Source organism: Pacificibacter marinus, assembly GCF_018860505.1.
In the GTDB taxonomy this organism is placed as follows: domain Bacteria; phylum Pseudomonadota; class Alphaproteobacteria; order Rhodobacterales; family Rhodobacteraceae; genus Celeribacter; species Celeribacter marinus_B.
Window position 1 is genome coordinate 112,537 of record NZ_JAHKPU010000030.1, and the last position, 20,461, is coordinate 132,997.

At 55.2% G+C, this 20,461-nt stretch carries 15 protein-coding genes and 1 tRNA gene; 14 read left to right on the top strand and 2 right to left on the bottom strand.

What is annotated here, in order from left to right:
* Positions 1 to 145: 145 nt before the first annotated feature.
* From KO503_RS10705 to KO503_RS10730, 6 genes are all read left to right on the top strand, one after another.
* Entirely contained in the window at positions 146 to 1,183 is a 1,038-nt protein-coding gene (locus KO503_RS10705; RefSeq protein ID WP_215991550.1) for a rod shape-determining protein, read from the top strand.
* 66 nt (positions 1,184 to 1,249) lie between these two features.
* A complete protein-coding gene (gene mreC / locus KO503_RS10710) occupies positions 1,250 to 2,155 on the top strand; it encodes a rod shape-determining protein MreC (protein WP_215991551.1) in 906 nt (301 codons plus the stop codon).
* On the top strand, positions 2,148 to 2,687 hold the full coding sequence (locus KO503_RS10715) for a rod shape-determining protein MreD (protein ID WP_215991552.1): 540 nt from the start codon (positions 2,148 to 2,150) through the stop codon (positions 2,685 to 2,687). Before mreC ends, KO503_RS10715 begins: the two co-directional genes overlap by 8 nt.
* Entirely contained in the window at positions 2,684 to 4,609 is a 1,926-nt protein-coding gene (mrdA, locus tag KO503_RS10720; protein WP_215991553.1) for a penicillin-binding protein 2, read from the top strand. Before KO503_RS10715 ends, mrdA begins: the two co-directional genes overlap by 4 nt.
* Positions 4,606 to 5,754 (top strand): rod shape-determining protein RodA, encoded by a 1,149-nt coding sequence (rodA, locus tag KO503_RS10725; protein ID WP_215991554.1) that lies wholly within the window; start codon positions 4,606 to 4,608, stop codon positions 5,752 to 5,754. Before mrdA ends, rodA begins: the two co-directional genes overlap by 4 nt.
* Positions 5,755 to 5,772: 18 nt before the next feature.
* Entirely contained in the window at positions 5,773 to 6,705 is a 933-nt protein-coding gene (locus tag KO503_RS10730) for a 2-hydroxyacid dehydrogenase (protein WP_215991555.1), read from the top strand.
* Positions 6,706 to 6,735: 30 nt separating this feature from the next.
* Here KO503_RS10730 and KO503_RS10735 read toward each other — a convergent pair whose 3' ends face one another.
* Complete coding sequence (locus tag KO503_RS10735) at positions 6,736 to 7,539, bottom strand: SseB family protein (RefSeq protein WP_215991556.1); 804 nt, start codon at positions 7,537 to 7,539, stop codon at positions 6,736 to 6,738.
* Between the two features lie 464 nt (positions 7,540 to 8,003).
* Between KO503_RS10735 and KO503_RS10740 the strand changes: the two genes are divergently transcribed.
* The 8 genes from KO503_RS10740 (at position 8,004) to KO503_RS10775 (ending at position 18,787) form a co-directional block, all read left to right on the top strand.
* The gene (locus tag KO503_RS10740) at positions 8,004 to 8,657 is read left to right on the top strand and encodes an ABC transporter ATP-binding protein (RefSeq protein WP_215943630.1); all 654 of its coding nucleotides are present in this window, start codon (positions 8,004 to 8,006) and stop codon (positions 8,655 to 8,657) included.
* Positions 8,658 to 8,700: 43 nt separating this feature from the next.
* Positions 8,701 to 10,455 (top strand): capsule biosynthesis protein, encoded by a 1,755-nt coding sequence (locus KO503_RS10745; RefSeq protein WP_252731039.1) that lies wholly within the window; start codon positions 8,701 to 8,703, stop codon positions 10,453 to 10,455.
* 287 nt (positions 10,456 to 10,742) lie between these two features.
* A tRNA-Gln gene (locus tag KO503_RS10750) sits at positions 10,743 to 10,817 on the top strand.
* Positions 10,818 to 11,183: 366 nt separating this feature from the next.
* Positions 11,184 to 11,762: an ImuA family protein gene (locus KO503_RS10755; protein WP_215991558.1), complete on the top strand. Its 579-nt coding sequence runs from the start codon at positions 11,184 to 11,186 to the stop codon at positions 11,760 to 11,762.
* Positions 11,734 to 13,176 (top strand): Y-family DNA polymerase, encoded by a 1,443-nt coding sequence (locus KO503_RS10760; RefSeq protein WP_215991559.1) that lies wholly within the window; start codon positions 11,734 to 11,736, stop codon positions 13,174 to 13,176. The genes KO503_RS10755 and KO503_RS10760 overlap by 29 nt, the downstream gene beginning before the upstream one ends.
* The gene (locus tag KO503_RS10765; protein WP_215991560.1) at positions 13,173 to 16,436 is read left to right on the top strand and encodes an error-prone DNA polymerase; all 3,264 of its coding nucleotides are present in this window, start codon (positions 13,173 to 13,175) and stop codon (positions 16,434 to 16,436) included. The genes KO503_RS10760 and KO503_RS10765 overlap by 4 nt, the downstream gene beginning before the upstream one ends.
* Positions 16,437 to 17,080: 644 nt before the next feature.
* Positions 17,081 to 18,067: a hypothetical protein gene (locus tag KO503_RS10770; RefSeq protein WP_215991561.1), complete on the top strand. Its 987-nt coding sequence runs from the start codon at positions 17,081 to 17,083 to the stop codon at positions 18,065 to 18,067.
* A gap of 30 nt (positions 18,068 to 18,097) precedes the next feature.
* On the top strand, positions 18,098 to 18,787 hold the full coding sequence (locus KO503_RS10775; RefSeq protein WP_215991562.1) for a hypothetical protein: 690 nt from the start codon (positions 18,098 to 18,100) through the stop codon (positions 18,785 to 18,787).
* A 168-nt stretch (positions 18,788 to 18,955) separates the two neighbouring features.
* Here the strand turns inward: KO503_RS10775 and KO503_RS10780 are convergent, their stop codons facing one another.
* Positions 18,956 to 20,458, bottom strand: a complete 1,503-nt coding sequence (locus KO503_RS10780) for a tripartite tricarboxylate transporter permease (protein WP_215991563.1) — start codon at positions 20,456 to 20,458, stop codon at positions 18,956 to 18,958.
* Positions 20,459 to 20,461 lie beyond the last annotated feature (3 nt).

Consider the following 20,461-nt stretch of genomic DNA (forward strand, 5'->3'; position numbering starts at 1 on the left):
CACATTTATCCACGGCAGCCTCGTCACAAAGGCGAGACTTTGCCTGAGGTGTGCATCCGCCCCTTTCCCAAGGACGCTCAGAGGCATATAAGGCCATTTACGGGGGATTCTCCCGTTTTTGAGATTGACGAGGAATGTAGAAACTATGGCGGGCTTTAGAGGACTTTTCTCTTCGGATATGGCAATTGACCTTGGGACAGCGAACACGCTTGTCTATGTCAAGGGCAAGGGCATTATCCTGAATGAACCATCCGTCGTGGCCTACCACGTCAAAGACGGGCGCAAACAGGTTTTGGCTGTCGGCGAAGACGCCAAGCATATGCTGGGCAAAACGCCGGGTTCGATTGAGGCCATTCGCCCAATGCGGGACGGTGTGATCGCGGATTTCGACACGGCTGAGGAAATGATCAAACATTTCATCCGCAAAGTGCACCGCCGGACTTTGTTTCCAAAGCCCAAAATCATCGTCTGTGTGCCACATGGCGCGACACCTGTTGAAAAACGGGCCATCCGCAACTCTGTTTTATCCGCAGGTGCAGGTCGCGCCGGTTTGATTGCAGAACCTATTGCCGCAGCCATCGGCGCCGGTATGCCGATCACAGATCCCACAGGTAACATGGTTGTCGACATCGGCGGCGGCACGACTGAGGTGGCTGTTTTGTCTTTGGGCGACATCGTTTATGCGCGTTCTGTACGTGTCGGCGGTGACCGCATGGATGACGCCATCATCGCCTATTTACGCCGTCAACAAAACCTGTTGATCGGTGAAGGCACAGCTGAGCGCATCAAAACCACCATCGGCACAGCCCGTATGCCTGACGATGGACGTGGCGCAGCTATGACCATTCGTGGTCGTGATTTGTTGAACGGCGTGCCAAAAGAAATCGAAATTTCACAAGCTCAAGTGGCCGAAGCCCTGTCTGAACCCGTTCAGCAAATTTGCGAAGCAGTTATGGCTGCACTTGAGACCACGCCACCCGATTTGGCGGCAGACATCGTGGATCGTGGTGTGATGCTGACCGGTGGTGGCGCGCTTTTGGGCGACCTTGATCTGGCCTTGCGTGAACAAACTGGCTTGGCGATTTCGGTTGCTGATGAGCCGCTCAACTGTGTGGCCTTGGGGACAGGCAAGGCTTTGGAGTATGAAAAACAGCTCCGTCATGTGATTGATTACGACAGCTGATCGCTGGCCACTTGGGTGCATCTTATGCGCTCATTGCCCGCGATCCTTTAAAGGTTCGAAGTAAACGTGGCCAAAGACGCGCACACATCTGACGACTATATTCGACCTCTGCGCAGATTGCTGTCTGCGTTGTTTATTATTTTGCTGTTTGGCATTTTCATTTTGTGGCGCATCGACAGCCCTCGCGTCGAACGCGTCCGCGCGCAGCTTGTGGACCGTGTTGTTCCCTCTTTTGAATGGGCTTTGGTGCCTGTGACCAAGACTGTCGATATGGTCGAAAACTTTCAAAGTTACAGTCGCATCTATGAACAAAACCAAGAGTTGCGCCGCGAGCTGCGTCAAATGCAAGCGTGGAAAGAAGCGGCATTGCAGCTGGAACAAAAGAACGCCAAGCTGCTTGATCTGAACAACGTCCAACTTGATCCCAAATACACCTATGTCACCGGTGTGGTGATGGCCGACAGCGGGTCACCGTTTCGTCAATCCGTACTGTTAAACGTCGGATCGCGAGACGGGATTTTGGACGGTTGGGCGACGATGGACGGGATCGGCCTTGTGGGGCGCATTTCGGGCTTGGGCGAAAACACAGCGCGGGTTGTGCTGCTCACCGACAGCAATTCGCGCTTACCAGTGACCATTCAACCCTCTGGCCAACGTGCGATTTTATCAGGCGACAATACCGCGCGCCCGCCACTTGAATTTATCGAGAGCCTCGAATTGGTGCGCCCCGGTGATCGGGTCGTATCCTCAGGCGATGGCGGGGTTTTCCCGTCAGGTTTGGTAATCGGTCAAGTCGCGCTTGGCGCGGATCGACGCTTGCGGGTTGTCTTGGCTGCCGATTACGAACGGCTCGATTATCTGCGCGTGCTGCGATCGCTTGAAGGCGAGCGCATCACCGACCCCGGATCATTGATTGTCCCCGAAGCACCACTTTCGGCCACAGCTGAACCTGCGGGGGCGTCCAATGGTTGAACCTTGGCTGATCAGACAGTGGATGTATCGCGGCGGTTTCGTATTGATCTGCACGATTGCACTGTTCTTTTGTATTCTACCGCTTGAGGTTGGTGCAGGGCGTTGGCCTGGTCCCGATTTAATGCTGGCTTTCGCTTTCGCTTGGGTGCTGCGCCGCCCTGCTTATGTGCCTATGGTCTTGGTGGGCCTTACGTTTTTAATCGGTGATTTTATCTTCATGCGCCCCCCCGGTCTTTGGGCCGCGCTTTGCGTCATTGCGGTCGAATTTTTACGTGGTCGCGAAGGCATGTCGCGCGATATGCCCTTTTTGATCGAATGGGCAACAGTCTCTGCGCTCTTACTTGGGCTTGCCGTGGTCTACCGTATCTGCCTGGGCATTTTCATCGTTGAACACACCTCGTTTGGCTTGGTAATCTTACAACAAATTTCGACATTATTGGTGTACCCCATCGTCGTGCTGATCTCCACTTTGCTGATGGGTGTGACGAAAATCACAGCAGCAGAAGCCGAACAGATCGGATACGCACGATGAGAAGATCCCCCGCAGATACCGCCGAAAGCGCTCGAAAAATATCACGACGCGCCCTGTTTTTGGGCGGCACACAGCTGGCCTTTATGGGGGTGCTTGGTCTGCGCATGAGATTCATGCAGGTGGAGCAAGCCGACGAGTTTCGCCTGCTCGCCGATGAAAACCGCCTCAAGGTGCGTCTTTTGCCCCCTGCCCGTGGGTTACTGTATGATCGCAACGGCGTGATTTTGGCCGAAAATGAACAGACCTTTCGGATCGTCATTCGCAAGGAAGACGCAGCCGATCTTGATATCGTTTTGGAAAAACTCGAAAAGCTGATTGGTTTGACGCCAGATGAGCAAGAGCGCGTACGCAAGACAGTCAAAAGCCGCGACACCGGCCCCTCTGTGCCCGTGACCATCGCAGATCGATTGACATGGGAAGCCTTTTCCACAGTCGCAGCCAACGGGCCAGCTTTGCCTGGCGTATCCCCCGAAGTGGGCCTGACGCGGTTTTACCCGTACCGCGATGATTTCGTACACACCGTCGGATATGTCCGCCCTGTGACCCGCGACAAGTTGGATCAGATGGAAGTCGTCGACCCGATTTACCGTATCCCCGATTTCCAGATCGGTCTCACGGGCGTCGAAACCAAATTGGAAGATCTGCTCAAAGGGCGCGCGGGCACCTTGCGGGTTGAACAAAATGTTCACGGGCGCACCATTCGCGAATTGGACCGCCAAGAAGGCGTAGCGGGCTCTAACATTCAATTGACCTTTGATCAAAAGGTTCAAAACTTCGTCCAAGCACGCCTAGATGGTGAAAGTGCCTCAGCGGTGATTATGGATGTGCGCACGGGCGATGTAATTGCTGCGGGATCCACCCCTGCCTTTGATCCCAACAAATTTGTGCGCGGGATTTCCGGCGCGGATTACAAAGCGTTGCTGGAAAATATTTACCGCCCCTTACCGTCGAAGTCTGTTCAAGGCGCCTACCCGCCTGGATCGACCTTTAAAATGGTCACGGCACTTGCCGCGCTTGAGGCTGGGGTTGTGACCCCAGACGAGACCGTGCGCTGTACGGGCCACGTCGAGGTTGGCGGACGTCGGTTTCACTGCTGGAAACGCGCAGGACACGGTAACGTCAATCTTATCGGCTCGTTACGCCATTCGTGTGATGTCTACTATTATGAATTGGCACAGCGCGCTGGGATTGAAAAAATTGCCGACATGGGCCGCAAGCTTGGACTTGGCGACGACTATGGCTTGCCGCTTCCGGGCATGTCCACGGGGCTGATGCCTGACAAACAATGGAAACGCGAAAAGCGCGGCGCGGATTGGGTGATCGGCGACAGTTTGAATGCCGCCATTGGCCAAGGCTTTGTGCTGACGACTCCGATGCAACTGGCCGTGATGACATCGCGACTGGCCACGGGGCGCGCGATCACGCCACGCCTTGTCAAAACAATCGACGGTGTTGAACAACCGATCCAAGACGCCGGCCCATTGGATATCAACGAAAATATGCTGCGTGCTGTGCGCACAGGCATGTATGAGGTGTTGAACAGTTCACGCGGCACGGCTTACCGTTCGCGGATTGTGGAAGACGGTATGCAAATGGCGGGCAAGACCGGCACCAGCCAAACCCGCAACGTGGTTGTGAACAACAATAACGTGCCATGGGAAGAACGCGACCATGCGCTGTTTGTCGCCTTTGCGCCTTATGATGATCCCAAATACGCCGTCTCAGTCGTCGTCGAACACGGCGGTGGCGGATCGACGGCTGCTGCTCCGATTGCGCGCGATTTGATGCTATTTGCTTTGCATGGCGCTGTACCGCCTTTGGCCTCTTATCCACAATCTCAACGCGGGACGATTAAAAACCGTCTCGAGGCTTTGCCCCTACGCCCTGATGATGAAGACGCCAGCACAAGGAGCAACGCATGAGTTATCTCGAGCAAAACCTCAAAACAGTGCCCACAGGCCTGTCCAAAATCCTTTACGTCAATTGGGCTTTGGTGATTTTGCTTACGGCGGTAGCCAGTGTCGGGTTCATCATGCTCTATTCCAATGCAGGCGGATCGTTCTCGCCATGGGCGGAACCGCAAATGAAACGGTTTGGCGTGGGCCTAGCGCTTATGTTAATGATCGCAATGGTCCCGATCTGGTTTTGGCGCAATGTGGCTGGCATCGGTTATCTGCTGTCTTTGATTTTACTGCTGGTCGTCGAATTTTTCGGCGATGTCGGCATGGGCGCGCAGCGTTGGATCGACCTTGGATTTATGCGATTGCAACCATCTGAATTGATGAAGGTGACCTTGGTGATGTTGCTGGCTGGCTATTACGACTGGCTGGACATCAAAAAAGTCTCGCGCCCTCTCTGGGTCGCGATTCCTGTATTGTTGATTTTGGTGCCGACAGCATTGGTCCTAAAACAACCTGATCTTGGCACCTCGCTTTTGCTGGTTTTTGGCGGGGCGATCATCATGTTCGCAGCCGGCGTTAGTTGGTGGTATTTCGGTGCGGTGGCGGCCATGGGCGCAGCTTTGGTGACATCTGTGTTTTCATCGCGTGGCACGCCTTGGCAATTGCTCAAAGACTATCAATACCGGCGCATCGATACGTTTTTGGACCCCTCATCTGACCCTTTGGGCGCGGGGTATCACATCACCCAATCCAAAATTGCCCTCGGCTCAGGCGGCTGGACGGGGCGCGGATTTATGCAAGGCACGCAATCGCGGCTGAACTTTTTGCCCGAAAAACACACCGATTTCATCTTCACCACCTTGGCCGAAGAATTCGGCTTTTTGGGCGGGTTTTCCCTGCTCATGCTCTATGCGGGCGTGATCGTGTTTTGCCTGATCTCGGCGATGAACAACAAAGACCGCTTTGGCGCGCTGGTGACCATCGGCATCGCCGCGACATTTTTCTTATTCTTCGCAGTGAATATGTCGATGGTTATGGGTCTTGCCCCTGTTGTGGGGGTGCCTTTGCCAATGGTATCTTACGGCGGCTCTGCCATGCTGGTGTTGATGGCTGCCTTTGGCATCGTACAATCTGCGCATGTCCATCGTCCACGCAGTAAATCGTAACAAACACCGAGGCGTGACATGACCGTAAATATTCTTTTTTCAGCACAAAACGGCCTATGGGATACCTATAAAGACGAACTGCCCGCAGCGCTGTCGGCGCAAGGTGTCACTGCACAGATCAGCCCAAACATGCCCGCAGAGCAAACCGATTACATCGTCTATGCTCCTAACCCTGAACTTACAAACTTTGCCCCTTTCACGCGTACAAAAGCGGTTCTGAGCTTATGGGCGGGCGTGGAAACGATCGTCGGAAATGCCACTTTAACGCACCCTTTGTGCCGCATGGTGGACGAGGGATTAGAGCTTGGGATGACCGAATGGGTTGTGGGTCATGTGATGCGCCACCATCTGGGGATGGATCCTCACATTCACGGATTGAACGGCCTTTGGGATCAAACCACACCGCCGCTGGCACGCGACAGACATGTCACTATTTTGGGGCTGGGTATGCTCGGTGGTGCTGCAGCCACGGCTCTGGCCTCACTTGGCTTTAACGTCACAGGCTGGTCACGCAGCCCTAAAGACATCAAGGGTGTCACTTGTTTGCACGGTGTTGATGGGTTGAAACACGCCCTTCAGAGTGCTGAGATCTGCGTGCTGTTGTTGCCCAATACAACCGAGACAGAAAACACTCTAAACGCTGAAACTCTGGCGATGATGCCACGCGGCGCTGTCATTTTAAACCCTGGGCGTGGGGTTTTGATTGATGATAGCGCCTTGCTTTCAAGCCTTGAAAGCGGCCAAATTGGCCACGCCACATTGGATGTGTTTCGCGTCGAGCCCTTGCCCGAAACACATGTGTTTTGGCAGCACCCAAACATCACGGTAACACCGCATATCGCGGCAGACACGCGACCAAAGTCAGCGTCTCAGGTGATTGCAACCAACATCAAACGATCTGAAACGGGCCAGCCGTTGTTGCATCTTGTGGATCGCACAGCAGGTTACTAGCACACAAGCAAACCATCTCGAAACTCGACCTTAACGCAAAATAGGCGGCTTGTTTGGGTCCATGCCGGGTGCAGATGGCCCCGTCGATTGCGGCTCTGGCTGCGGCAGATCAAAGCGCAACCCGTGACGTGCAAGAGCTGCACAAAGCGGGTCGCTGGGGGCAAAAAACGCAACATCCAAAGCGCCCGCCTCAATCCCTGAAAACGTCAAAGCCTCGGCCACCAATTGCGCCAACGCGCCTTCTGAGCCGGGCATGTGATCGACATAGGCCAAAAGATGGGTTTTCGTGCCACCTTCATAAGTCACGCCCGCCAAATAAGCAACACGCGCCAAACCACCTGCAATCGCCAGTTTTGTATCAAGCGCTGTGACCAGAGTTTCAGGCAGACCATGTGGCGGAGTAATTTCTTCCGGTTTGGCTTCGGCCTCGCTCGGGGCGTGGGCCAGCGTGTTTTTAAGCCAATCCATCGCCTCAGGCGGCAAAAGCATCTCAGACGGAGCGACTGTCAAATTCAACCCAAGACCAATACCCTGCCCCGCCAACATATCGGCCAAAACCCGTCCCGACAGAGCGGCATAGGGCGCTTCCCCTGCGAATTCTGCCAAGCGTTCTTCACGGTCAAACACCAAAACATAGCTTTGGTCTTCGACGGGAAACACACGTGGCTCAATCGGGCCATCACCAATAGGTTCGGCATCCAGCAACAAAAACAACTCGCAATCGGCCAGCCGCTCAAAGAACCGCAACCGCAATGCGTCATCGTTTTGGGCTGCCTCCATCGCAGCGTGGGCCACGTCAATTGGCGTAAGATCAGGCGTGGTTTGATCGGTCATACAAGCTCCTCTACCGACGCGAAACTAGCCCATCACAACATAGGCCCAAACGGATCGGTTTGTTCGGTACAACCCGTATTGTTCTCAGGCCGAGGAGGCAAGCAAAACTGCATTCACATCGAGCACGCAGATTCTATTGCTTAGAGCACACCAAAAAGTTACGAACGATCTGCACTTTTTCATGACAACCGCGTTTGCGATTATTTTGACAGATTGTATCCTTTACAGACACAATGTGCCGCAATCGCGCTATGATTCTTCAGAATTATTTTTCAAGCGGTATCAAATTAACGCAAGCAGTATCAAATTAACGCAAGTTTACCCGCTTTATGACAAAGAATGATGTTCTGATGTGGATTAACCGCCTTTTGCGCGACATAATATGAACAAATTGAGTGCGTAAGACTCTCTTTAAGAAAAGTCCGTTAAGGATAAAATGAGCAAAGAAGTTTCGAGGCGTAACGATGCTCGAGTTTGATAATGTCAGCAAGTCCTTTTGGACAGGCACACAGCGCAAGGTGATCCTTGATCGGGCCTCCTTTCGGGTAGAGCTTGGTAATTCACTTGGCATTTTGGCCCCCAATGGCACGGGCAAAACCACGATCATCAACATGATGAGCGGGTTGGAAAAGCCTGACGAGGGCGATATTCGCCGCGGCTGTCGCATTTCCTTTCCTTTGGGCTTCATGGGCGGACTGATCGGCAAACATACTGGGCGCGAAAACGTCCGCTTTATTGCGCAGCTCTACGATCTTGACCCTGATTACGTCGAAGCCTTTTGCAGATGGCTATGTGACATAAACGAATATTTCGATATGCCTGTAGGCACCTATTCGTCTGGCATGCGCTCACGGCTGTCATTCGCGCTGCTGTTGGCACTCGACTTTGACATTTACCTGATCGACGAAGGCATGCCATCCACTGCGGATGTCAATTTCAACCGCAAAGCTGGCGCAATCTTGCGCGAGAGGCTAGAGAAAGCCACAATCATTGTGGTGTCTCACCAAGCCTCCACATTAGAAAAATTCTGTCGATCCGCTGCAGTCCTACGCAAAGGAAAGTTGCATATGTTCGACACATTAGAAGAGGCAAAAGTGCTCTATGACTACGAAGCCTAAAGCCCAAAAGTTTCGCGTCCGCAGGTCTCCGCGCGCAGTAAGCATGTCTGACGCAGCTGCACGCGTCGACGCGCCGCAAACTCCCGCAGCGGCACCAGCCAATGTATCGACGCAACACCCAACAACAGCTGCTGCGCAAACGGCGCCGCCTCCCACGCCTCGCGCACCTGTTGATGACTCGCGACTGTTTGATAACGGTGGCGATGATGATGGCTTTGGCAACGTCCCATTTCCGGGTGCAGCTGCCGCACAACCACGCCCTGCGGCCACGCAGCGCCGTACATCCCGCGGCGCTATTTCGGACGCTTTGGCCTCTAACGCACAAAAAACCGCCGCAGCCACTGGCGATGTCACACCTGCCGATGAAATGTCCGTGGACCAAGACATCGACACGATTAAACGCGAGGGTCTGACGGGGCGCCAGTTACGCATGGCGCGGCGCGTGGCGCAAAAGCATGGCCTTGCACCGACATCCGATTTCGATGCCGTGCGGTTGCTGCGCCAAAAGGGGATCGATCCCTTCCAACGCTCGGCCATGCTCGACATGGTCACCACCGAAGATGACGCAAATCTTCCCGCGACCACGGGTAACAAGCTGCCCAAAACCATCGAAACCGCCCCGATGCCGTCCGCTGACGTTATGGAACGGTTATCGCGCGAAAGTGAAATTTCACAAATCCAGCTCGATATTGCGAAACGACGTCGCCGTAAAACGATGCTGCTTGTCTCTCGTCTGGCTGTATTTGTCGGCATTCCCACATTTTTGTCCGCGCTCTATTTTTACACGATCGCCACGCCGATGTACGCCACAAAATCAGCCTTTGTGATCCAACAAGCCGATTCTGCTTCGGCTGGTACTGGCGGTCTTTTTTCAGGATCACCTTTAGGTGGGTCGCAAGATTCCATTGCCGTTCAGGATTACCTTGAAAGTCGTGACGCCATGTTGCGTCTTGATGCCGACGTTGGTTTTAAAAGTCATTTCGCCTCAGAAGCCATCGATTCCATCCAGCGCCTGCCCGAGAACCCGACCAATGAGAAGGCCTATAAAGTCTACTCAAAACGCGTCAGCATTGGCTATGATCCGACCGAAGGTTTGCTGAAAATGGAAGTGGTCGCAGCAGATCCGAATGTGTCGAAACAGTTCAGTGACGCCTTGATCAAATACGCAGAGGAACGGGTGGACAATCTCACACAGCGCAAGCGCGAAGACCAAATGAAGGGAGCGCGCGAAAGCTTGGAAGACGCCGAACTCAAAATGGATGAAGCCCAAGAAAGCGTAGTGCTCTTGCAAGAACAACTGGGCATCATTTCACCAGAGGCCGAAACCGGCGCGTTGATGGGACAGATTTCGACGTTTGAAACCCAGCTACAACAAAAGCAATTGCAACTGCAGCAACTTTTGGACAACGCCCGCCCCAACCAAGCGCGCGTCGAAGGCGTCAGAGGCGACATTGGCCGATTGGAAGGCACCGTAGCCAATTTACGCGCGCAGATGACTGAGGCGACAGGTTCGTCAAGTTCTTTGGCCCGTATCTCGGCTGAGTTACGCATGGCAGAAGTTGATCTTCAAACCCGCCAAATGATGGCACAACAAGCCATTCAATCGCTCGAGGTGGCCCGTATCGAAGCCAACAGGCAAACACGTTACCTGTCGCTAAGCTCTAGCCCTGTAGCGCCAGATGAGCCCACCTATCCGCGCAAGTTTGAAAACACCATTTTGGCGTTCTTACTGTTCTCAGGCATCTATCTGCTGGCCTCTCTCACCGCTGCAGTGCTGCGTGAACAGGTTTCGGCGTAAATCTAATAAATTTTGATAATAAACATTTAAGGGCGCCCATCGTGGCGTCCTTTTTTATGGGGTATTGTTTTGCGAGCTGATTTATTTACAGCCCTCATTAGACGTCAACGATCAACACATTCCGCCCTTACCCTTCTCACGTCTCAGAATTCGGTGCATTTTGGCGCGCCGAGGCCGCACAAAGCCGGTTCCATCGCCGCCTTTGAAAATTTTCTTATTCGAGTTTCCAAATTTGTGCAAAAAGGGGTTGCACAGCCCGCAACGACAGACTAATCAACGCTCCAAGTTGGGGTGTAGCCAAGTGGTAAGGCAACGCTTTTTGGTAGCGTGTACCGTAGGTTCGAATCCTACCACCCCAGCCATTTCCACCACGATAATATGGCATAGACCCCGCAGACTAGCCTGCTGAGGAATGCCCCAGATTTATGCCCCTGTGGTCTGTTACTTCTTCTTCTACTAGGAGGGAGGGGGAATAGGTATAAGTAATGAAGTAGAACGGGTGTGTAGAGGGACTGATAGCTCCAGCATCCTCATCCAGCCCAATGAAGGCGTTCGAGGTCTTCAAGCAGGCACCAAGAGCCGCCTCAGATGCTAGGGCCATGGCCTGCTTCAGTTCACCGACACGGGTATCGTCAACGATGAAGCTATCATGCACAGACAAGACAGGAACACCCTGAGCCGTAAAATGACACTGATCCTCTGCCCCTCGTTCATGTATAGTCTGAACCATGACGGCCTTCGAATCTCACTTCCCCCCAATGCCTGCCCGCACCCATGAGGTTTGCGGCTCCTCGGCGCATGCCTTTGCCCTTGCCCTTGCGGGGCAAGTGTCGCGTGCCAAGGGGAGCTCGGTGGTTTGGGTGCGTGAGGCGTGGAATTCCGTGCAATTGAACCCCCTAGGGTTTGAGACCTACCTCGACCCGCATCAGCTTTTGGTCGCGCAGGCACCGAGCCATATTGATGTTTTGGCGTCGGCGGAAGAAGCGCTGCGTTCGGGGCGTGTTGCCTTGGTGGTCATGGAATTGAGCAAATCCGTTGGCCTGACCGAAGGGCGGCGGTTGCAGCTTGCCGCGCAACAGGGCGGGTCGATGGGCCTGTGCCTTCTACCTGAGGGCATGGGCAGCAATGCAGCGCAAAGCCGCTGGCACTGCGCCCCGCTCTTTGATGCGACAAACACATCGGAGGACTCGACTCTTCAACGATGGAAAATTATAAAGAACAAATCAGGAACATTAAGAGCGTGGAATGTGAAGTGGAATGCGCAAGCGCGTCGTATCAATGTGGTTTCAGAGGCTGCCCAGCGATAGGGCTTTGCGCGCATGTGCGCAGGTCACAGCCAATGACAACCGTCCTTTTGTGCTCACGCATCACGAAAAAAACACTGACCGCATCTATTGCCTGAATCGCTCTGCCGAAGCGCAGGGATTGCATCGAGGCATGGGGTTTTCTGACGCGCGTGCCTATTGCCCCGAGCTACAAAGCCAGCCTGCAGATACCGTCGCCGATGCGCGTTTTTTGCAGATGCTCGCACGGTGGAGCAAGCGGTATTGCCCTTGGGTGGGCCTTGATGGCGCCGATGGGCTGGTGCTCAATATCGCGGGGTCGGCGCATCTGTTTGGTGGAGAGGCGGCGATGCTTGATGACATGCGCCATCGCCTCGCCCGCGCAGGGTTAAACGCCCGCATCGCGGCGGCAAACACACGCGGCGCAGCCTGGGCGCTCACCCACTACGGGCGTGGCGCTGGGGATGATATCCGCACCCTGCCCGTCACAGCGCTGCGTCTTGATGCCAAAACCGACATCGCGTTACAGCGTCTGGGGCTGCGTAGAATATCCGATCTTGTCGATCTACCCCGCGCCACGATTGCGCGTCGTTTTGGCCCTGATGTGGTGTTGCGTCTGGATCAGGCTATGGGGGCGCAAGACGAGGTCATCGCACCCTTGGGCGAGGTGCCACATTACGGTGTGCGACTGACATTTCCCGACCCGATCGGCTTAACGGAAGACGTGATGATGGGGACAAAGCGCCTCTTGGCGCGGTTGTGTGAAAAGCTCAAAGAGCAAGACATGGGCGCGCGCAAGTTGCAACTCACTCTGCGCCGTGTGGATCAAAGCGCGCAACAGGTCGAGCTGCGTCTGGCCGCCCCCATGCGCGATGCCGCACGGGTTTTGCCCTTGTTCGAACGCGGGGTGAATGCGGTCGATGCGGGGTTCGGTATTGATCAACTCCGCCTTGAAGCCACACAGGTAGAGCCGCTTTTACCCGCGCAAATCACGACAACCACGGCGGCACGTCCCGATGGGCTGGATGACTTGGTCACGCGCCTCGGCAACCGCATCGGGCTTGAGAATATCCAGCGGTTTTTACCAGCCGACAGCCATATTCCCGAGCGCAGTTTCCAGATCGCACCGGCGGCCTATAGCGAAGCGCAAGGCACATGGGCGCGCCATCGTCCGCGCCCGCTGAAACTCTTCGTCCCCGAGCCGATTGCGGGCGTGGGATCGCAGCCCCCCGTTCGGTTCCGCTGGCGACGGATGACGCTCACAACTGGGCGCAGCACGGGCCCTGAACGCATCGCGCCACAGTGGTGGCTGCCTGATGAGGCGTGGCGGTCCGGCGTACGTGACTATTGGAAAGTTGACACCTGCGAAGGACGGCGATTGTGGCTGTTCTACACGCCGCAAACCCCTGGATGGTTTGTGCATGGGGAATTTGCATGAGTGCTCGTAACCCATCCCTTAATCCCGGATATGCCGAGTTATGCTGCACGTCCAATTTCACCTTTCTGCACGGTGCATCACACCCCGAGGAGCTGATCTCCCGAGCAGCAAACCTTGGCCTTACCGCCATAGCTATCACAGATCACAACTCGTTGGCCGGCGTGGTGCGCGCGTATTCGGCGCTCAAGGAACTGCGCCGCGAGCACGGCGAGAATATCCCCCTGCCCAAGCTGATCATCGGCGCCCGCCTGATCTTGCGCGACAGCGATACGCATTGGATTGCCCTGCCCCATGATCGCCCCGCTTATACGCGATTGACGCGGCTGCTCACCCTCGGCAAACGGCGCGCACCCAAAGGGGCCTGCCATCTCGACCTGCGCGACATAGCGCAGGGCTGCGCGGGAATGAGCCTCATTGCCCTGCCCCAACAAGCACTAAAGGACAGCGCGACTGAGATCATCACGCTCAGAAAGCACTTTCCGGCGGATGTCTTTATCGGCGCGTCCCCGCGCTATGATGGCAGCGACCAGCTCCATTTCGATGCCTGCGCCGCTCTCGCGCATCGCACCGCTGCTCCGATGGTGGCGGTCGGGGATGCGCTGATGCATCACGGATCGCGCAGGCAATTGGCCGATATTTTGACTTGCATACGCGAGGGCATCACGATTGATAAAATCGGCACCCGCGCCCTCCTCAATGCCGAGCGCCGCCTCAAGGGAGAAGCGGATATGGCGCGGCTCTTTGCCCGCCATCCCGCCGCCCTGCGCCGCACTGTGGAGATCGCGGCGCGGTCGAGTTTCTGCCTGTCCGAGTTGAGCTATGAATATCCCGACGAGATCGCGGAAGGTGAACCGCCCCAAGAACGCTTGGCGCGCCTCGCTGCCGAAGGGCTGAAAAATCGCTATCCCGATGGGGCACCCCAGACCGCCATCGCGCAGATGAAGAAGGAACTGACGCTGGTCAAATCGCTCGGCTTTCCCGCCTATTTCCTCACCGTTCATGACATCGTGCAATTCGCACGGTCTCAGGGCATCCTGTGTCAGGGGCGCGGGTCTGCGGCCAATTCCATCCTGTGCTATCTGCTCGGGATCACCGATGTTAGCCCAGAAACCATCACGATGGTGGTGGAGCGCTTCGTCTCCGAGCATCGCGGCGAGCCGCCTGATATTGATGTAGATTTCGAACATGAACGCCGCGAGGAGGTCATTCAGCATATCTACGCCAAATATGGCCGCCACCGCGCGGGGCTATGTGCCACGGTGATCCATTTTCGTTCCCGCGCCGCGATCGCCGAAGTGGGCAAAGCCATGGGGCTTTCCAAGGATGTCACCGCCAATTTGTCGGCGCAGATCTGGGGATCGAACAATAGGGGCGCAGACCCTGAGCGCGTCAAGGAGCTTGGCCTTGATCTCTCGGACCCTCGGCTGGCCCAAACGATCAAACTCATCGGAGAGATCATCGGGTTTCCCCGCCACCTCAGCCAGCATGTCGGCGGCTTCATCATCACCAAAGGACGGCTCGATGAGCTGTGCCCGATTGAAAACGCCGCAATGGAGGACCGCACGATCATCGAGTGGGACAAGGACGATATCGACGCACTCGGCATTCTCAAGATTGATATTCTCAGCCTCGGCATGCTCACCTGCATTCGCAAAAGTTTCGATCTGATCGCACAGCATGGCGGCGCGCGCCTCTCTATCGCCACCGTGCCGCAAGCCGACGCGCCGACCTTCGATATGCTCTGCGCAGCCGATGCCATTGGGGTATTTCAAGTCGAAAGCCGTGCGCAGATGAACTTTCTGCCGCGCATGAAACCACGCGTATTTTATGATCTGGTGATCGAGGTCGCCATTGTCCGCCCCGGCCCGATCCAAGGCGGCATGGTGCATCCTTATATCAATCGCCGCCAAGGCAAAGAGCCCGTCGCATTTCCGTCAAAAGAGCTGGAAAAGGTACTCGGCAAGACACTCGGCGTGCCGCTGTTTCAAGAGCAAGCCATGCAAATCGCCGTGGTCGCGGCGGGTTTTTCCCCCTCGGAGGCCGACAAGCTGCGCCGTTCCATGGCGACGTTTCGGCGGATGGGCACCATCGGCCAGCTACGCGATAAATTCATCAACGGCATGTTAGAGCGCGGCTACGAGTTGGCCTTTGCAGAGAGCTGTTTTTCCCAGATCGAAGGCTTTGGCGAATACGGCTTTCCCGAAAGCCACGCCGCCGCTTTTGCCATGCTTGCCTATGTCTCGGCTTGGCTCAAACGCCATCACCCTGCCGTCTTCGCCTGCGCGCTGCTCAATTCCCAGCCTATGGGATTTTACGCCCCTGCCCAAATCGTGCGTGACGCCCGTGAACATCAGATCGAGCTGCGCCCGATTTGCGTAAACAACAGCGACTGGGACAATACACTGGAGCGCCGCGCCGATGGATCACTCGCGCTCCGGCTTGGGTTTCGTCAAATCAAAGGATTTCGCGAAGAAGATGCCGCCTGGATCGTCGCCGCGCGTGGCAACGGCTACCCTGATCCCGAAGCGATATGGCTGCGCGCAGGGATTGCGCCCGCAACTCTCGAACGACTGGCCGAAGCGGATGCCTATGCGGGCCTCGGCATGGGGCGACGTGATGCGCTTTGGGCGGTGAAAGCCATCGGCGGTCCCAAGCCGCTGCCACTTTTCAATGATCCGATTGAGGGCGAAGGCATACATGAACCACTTGTGACCCTGCCCGCAATGCACCTCGGTGAGGAGGTCGTCGAGGATTACGTGGCCATGCGCCTATCGCTCAAGGCCCATCCGATGGAGTTGTTGCGCCCCAAGATGGAAGGACTGACGCCACACGCGGCCCTGCCCAACGTCCCACTCGGGCCTTTGATGAGGAAAAGCATTTCGGTTTGCGGTTTGGTCATCACGCGCCAACGGCCGGGGACAGCATCAGGGGTCGTATTTTTAACCCTTGAAGATGAAACCGGCGTCTCGAATGTGGTGGTCTGGAAGACGGTCTACAAACGATTCCGCCGCGCGGTCATGGGCGGGCGGCTGCTGCGCGTCACCGGATATGTGCAACGCGAAGGTATTGTGGTGCATGTCATTGCACAAAAGATCGAAGATGTCTCGCACCGCCTCAGCACCCTCGGCCATCCGATGGATGAAGCCATTGGCATTACTGAATCCCAAGCGGACGACGCTCCTCGCCCGAAAACCCAACCCCGCGCCACGCACCCGCGCGACCAAGCAAAACGACTGTTTCCAAGTCGGGACTTCCACTGAGTGTCAAGCGAGAGCGTGAAGCGTGCATTCGCTGCAAGTGAGTGGCCCGCCGGAGAACACGAAAGCGGCTTTTCATGGGCTGAATATTCCTTCCCTCCCAATGTTACCCCCTCCTTCTAAGTCTGTGAGGCTAGGAAAGACGACCACATCGTATCTGTTGCCAACCACGGATGGACCTTAATCAACGGCATAACATCTGAGATGGGTTTTGAGTACAAATGGCGGGTTCCAGTTTTGCCCGAAACAGGTTTCACGTCATTTAGGAGGTCCGAAATAAAATGATTATAAATCAAGTACTTAATACCCAAAACGTCCAACACTCACCAAACGCCAAAACCACTTATGGTGTTCGGTCAAAATTGGAACCCTGAACAGGCAAGGCTGGGGGCTGAGGTCAGACGAACCGTTTTTCTTTATGAATTGTTGAGTTTCTGCCGCACTGACGTGACATGCCAAAATTCACACGTTCTGAACTCGAGCGACCGCGCGCTCAGCGTAAATTGCGCGGCTTTACAACCATCGCACACCTCAATCGCGCAGAGCCGTTCACCTCAAACTCAGAGTCTTATGACTAGACATTGATATCAAACCTGACCACCATCTGACGGCGATCGACATGAGCGTACCAAAGGGGATAAGTAAGAATGAAATTTGGTGTGTATCTTGTTTTTGCAGGCGCTTTTGGAATTACACAAGCGCAAGCGGGATGCCCACAAGGACAAGAGGCCTTCACCTCGTGCCAGATTGAAGGACGCGAGACGGAAGTCTTCGTGTGCTTCGACGATCAGATTGCAACCTATAGCTATGGGCCGATTGGCGGCGCACCTGAATTGCAGCTGTCTGAACCTATTGAGCGTGTCGATTTCGAGCCTTGGTCGGGGGCGGGACAGTCGATCTTTGAGAGCGTCACCTTTTACAATGGCGACTACGCTTACAACGTGGGCGGCGGTTTTGATCGTCCGTTTTCCGAAGAGGACATGGAGCATGGCCCACGGCGTTTCGGGTGGGTCGAGGTGACGGAAAGTGGTGAACACGCCGCCAGCCTTGAGTGTATCCCAGAGACAGTAAGCTATGGTTTTGGCGGCGGAATCCACGACATTAAAGTAGCGGCAGGCCAAACCTGGGATCCTTATTCCTACACATGGGTGTCCGACCGTATTCAGCCAACGGCGACGTCGACCTTGCAAGAGACCAGCTACGAAAGCGTTATCGAGTATTGCCTACCTGCGAGCGAATTCAATCTGGGAGGCGTGCATATGGGCGATCCGCTCGGCACACTCGGCAAGCTTGGCTCACCAGAAACCATTGAAGACCCTGATGGGCGTGGCGAGGCGATTGACCGCATGATGCTTGTCGGGATGGATATCGATATTTTCCAAGATGCCGTCTTCGCCATGTCCACCACATCGCCCCACTGGGAAATGCCGTCAGGCCTGAGGGTTGGGCTGACGCGCGGCGAAGTGATCCGCCTGTTGGGTCGCGTGCCCAACGGCTATACGTCCACATCGCAAAGATTCACGGCTTATGTCTGTTCGGACATTCCGGTTCCTGATCCCGAATGGACCATGATGATCGACTTCGGACAGGACAAACGGGTGAGCCGCATAGATTTTGTAAGTTTGGCATATTAGCATCGCGTTGAGTTTGGGAGAACGACCGTTTTGAAAACTATACCGACATTCGTTGTTCTCCTATTCTGGATCAGCAGCTGGCTTTCCACGTCGCCCGAAAAAGGCGCTGTATTCGGGGCCGTTTGCTGCATCCTAGGTTTTATTGCAGCGCATTTGGCTGCAAAACCTCAGAGCAAACGTGCCAGTCCCTCAAAAGCAACTGCGGTTCTCGCCACAGCCCTCCTCATCATCGGCGCGCTTCTCGCGTTGATGACATGGGCAGAAGGCACATCAGCGAGCGGGGCCATCATGCTCTTTTATGTTTTTGGGGTCGTGGGTTATCTCTTGCTGCTCAGTGCGATCATGTCGCCCAATCAAAACAAGCGGGGGTATCGATGCACGGGGGCTTTGGTTCTATTTCTCATGGCCAGCTGGTCATGGGGCTCCGCGATCAGCATGTATGCACATCGCGGTGTAAAAACACACACTGGTACTGCATGCATTCTTGTGCCCAATCCAAGTGAGTACGACACTGAATTAAACTCCATATGGGAAATGCGCCTGCCCCAAATCCGATCGCAACGGACAAGTCCCAGCGGCAGCTATATTTGGGAATATCATGCCATACTTGTCGCGCAAACTGATGGGCGAACCGAACACTACAACTGGTCAAAGAAATGGATGCGGTTCGAACACCTCGATCCTGTGCGCAATCCGTATTTGCCGAAAACCTGTCCATAAGTTTGCTCATGTAGGGGAGCAGAAAGGGCTAGAACCGGACATTCGAGACGCTCAACATAGACGGCAGCAAAGGGCCGTTTTTACAACAGCTCAAGGCTCTATGATCACACGCATCGCAGCGGTGACCAACCGCCTATGTAAGGTCTTTACAACAACAGGAACGCCAAATCAGTCGCTTTTCGTAGCAATTGCTCTCTTGCGGCGCACGGCCTTAATCAATGGCCAAGCCACCACAAGCACGGTGGCCACAGCAAGCGTGGCGGAGATTGGGCGGGTTAACAGCTCTGTCGCATCGCCGCGGCTGATCAACAGTGCACGTCGCACGCTTTGCTCCGCCATTGGACCAAGGATCATGCCGAGAATGATTGGCGCCAGTGGTACGTTCACTTTCTCAAGGAAATATCCGGCAACGCCCGCAAGCAGCATGACCCATAAGTCGACAGGTCGCCCGTTGATGACGTAGACGCCGACACACATCAGAGTCAGGATAGAGGGAACCAGTAAAACACCGGGGAGGCGCTGGAACTGGGCAAATACGCGGGTGGCAACAGCCCCGCCAAGCAGCAGGATCAATAAGGATGTGATCAACATTTCCATCATGAACCCGCCGACAAGGGTGGGATTTTGGTGGAACAATTGCGGACCAGGTTGCAACCCGTGAATGGTCAACGCACTCAGCACGAGGGCCGCAACCACATTGCCCGGAATACCAAGCGCTAAAGCGGGGATCATAGACGCTGCGTTGTCCGCGTTATTGCCACACTCAGCAGCGGCGACGCCTTGAGGGTTGCCCTTGCCAAAGCTGTCAGGATCATCCGATGCGTTCTTGGCCGCGTTGTAGCTAAGGAAAGCCGCGATGTTGCCCCCTGCACCGGGTAAGATGCCCACTCCGATACCAATGCCAGAAGACCGGATCCACGTCGGGATCAGCCCGCGAATTTCCCCTTTATTGAAGGGGGTATTCGTCAGTTTCAATTGTGCTGCTGATAGCCCTTTCAGGTCGCATTTTTCAGCCAGTTGAAGGACTGGCGGTAGGGCATAAAGGCCCACGAGAACAACAATTAGGTCAAGACCGCCAAGCAACCAAGTTTGCCCGAATGTAAATCGGGCTTGGCCTGACAGAGAATCAATGCCCATCGTGCCGATCAGCAGCCCGATAACGGCGGCCATAATGCCTTTGATCGGATCAGACCCGACCATGACACCAACAGACGCCATGCCAAAGATAGCGATCCAGAAATATTCGGCGGGCCCGAAGAACAACGTCACACGAGCGAGCAACGGCCCCATCGTCATCAACGCAATTGCAGATACGATTCCCCCCACAGCTGAGGACCAACAGGCGATTTTCAGTGCTTTGGAGGCTTCGCCTTTGTCGGCCATCGGAAAGCCGTCGAACGTCGTGGCGATGGACGCCGGAGTACCAGGAATACGCAGCAGAATCGCAGGGATAGCGCCGCCGTACATCGACCCGTTGTAAATGCCTGCGACCATCCCAAGGGCTACCAATGGGTCCATTGAGTAGGTCAGCGGGAGTAATAGCGCGATTGCCATAACGGGATTCAGGCCCGGCAATGCGCCGATGAATACACCTAAAAGTGTGGACCCGATCATGGCAATCAAAGGCCAGAAGGTCAAAACATTGCTAAGCGCCTGAGTATAAAATTCCATCTC

Coding starts and splice junctions, on each gene's coding strand:
- KO503_RS10705 (WP_215991550.1), top strand. CDS start 146: ATGGCGGGCTTTAGAGGACTTTTCTCTTCGGATATGGCAATTGACCTT.
- KO503_RS10715 (WP_215991552.1), top strand. CDS start 2,148: ATGGTTGAACCTTGGCTGATCAGACAGTGGATGTATCGCGGCGGTTTC.
- mrdA (WP_215991553.1), top strand. CDS start 2,684: ATGAGAAGATCCCCCGCAGATACCGCCGAAAGCGCTCGAAAAATATCA.
- rodA (WP_215991554.1), top strand. CDS start 4,606: ATGAGTTATCTCGAGCAAAACCTCAAAACAGTGCCCACAGGCCTGTCC.
- KO503_RS10730 (WP_215991555.1), top strand. CDS start 5,773: ATGACCGTAAATATTCTTTTTTCAGCACAAAACGGCCTATGGGATACC.
- KO503_RS10735 (WP_215991556.1), bottom strand. CDS start 7,539: ATGACCGATCAAACCACGCCTGATCTTACGCCAATTGACGTGGCCCAC.
- KO503_RS10740 (WP_215943630.1), top strand. CDS start 8,004: ATGCTCGAGTTTGATAATGTCAGCAAGTCCTTTTGGACAGGCACACAG.
- KO503_RS10745 (WP_252731039.1), top strand. CDS start 8,701: ATGTCTGACGCAGCTGCACGCGTCGACGCGCCGCAAACTCCCGCAGCG.
- KO503_RS10755 (WP_215991558.1), top strand. CDS start 11,184: ATGACGGCCTTCGAATCTCACTTCCCCCCAATGCCTGCCCGCACCCAT.
- KO503_RS10760 (WP_215991559.1), top strand. CDS start 11,734: ATGTGGTTTCAGAGGCTGCCCAGCGATAGGGCTTTGCGCGCATGTGCG.
- KO503_RS10765 (WP_215991560.1), top strand. CDS start 13,173: ATGAGTGCTCGTAACCCATCCCTTAATCCCGGATATGCCGAGTTATGC.
- KO503_RS10770 (WP_215991561.1), top strand. CDS start 17,081: ATGAAATTTGGTGTGTATCTTGTTTTTGCAGGCGCTTTTGGAATTACA.
- KO503_RS10780 (WP_215991563.1), bottom strand. CDS start 20,458: ATGGAATTTTATACTCAGGCGCTTAGCAATGTTTTGACCTTCTGGCCT.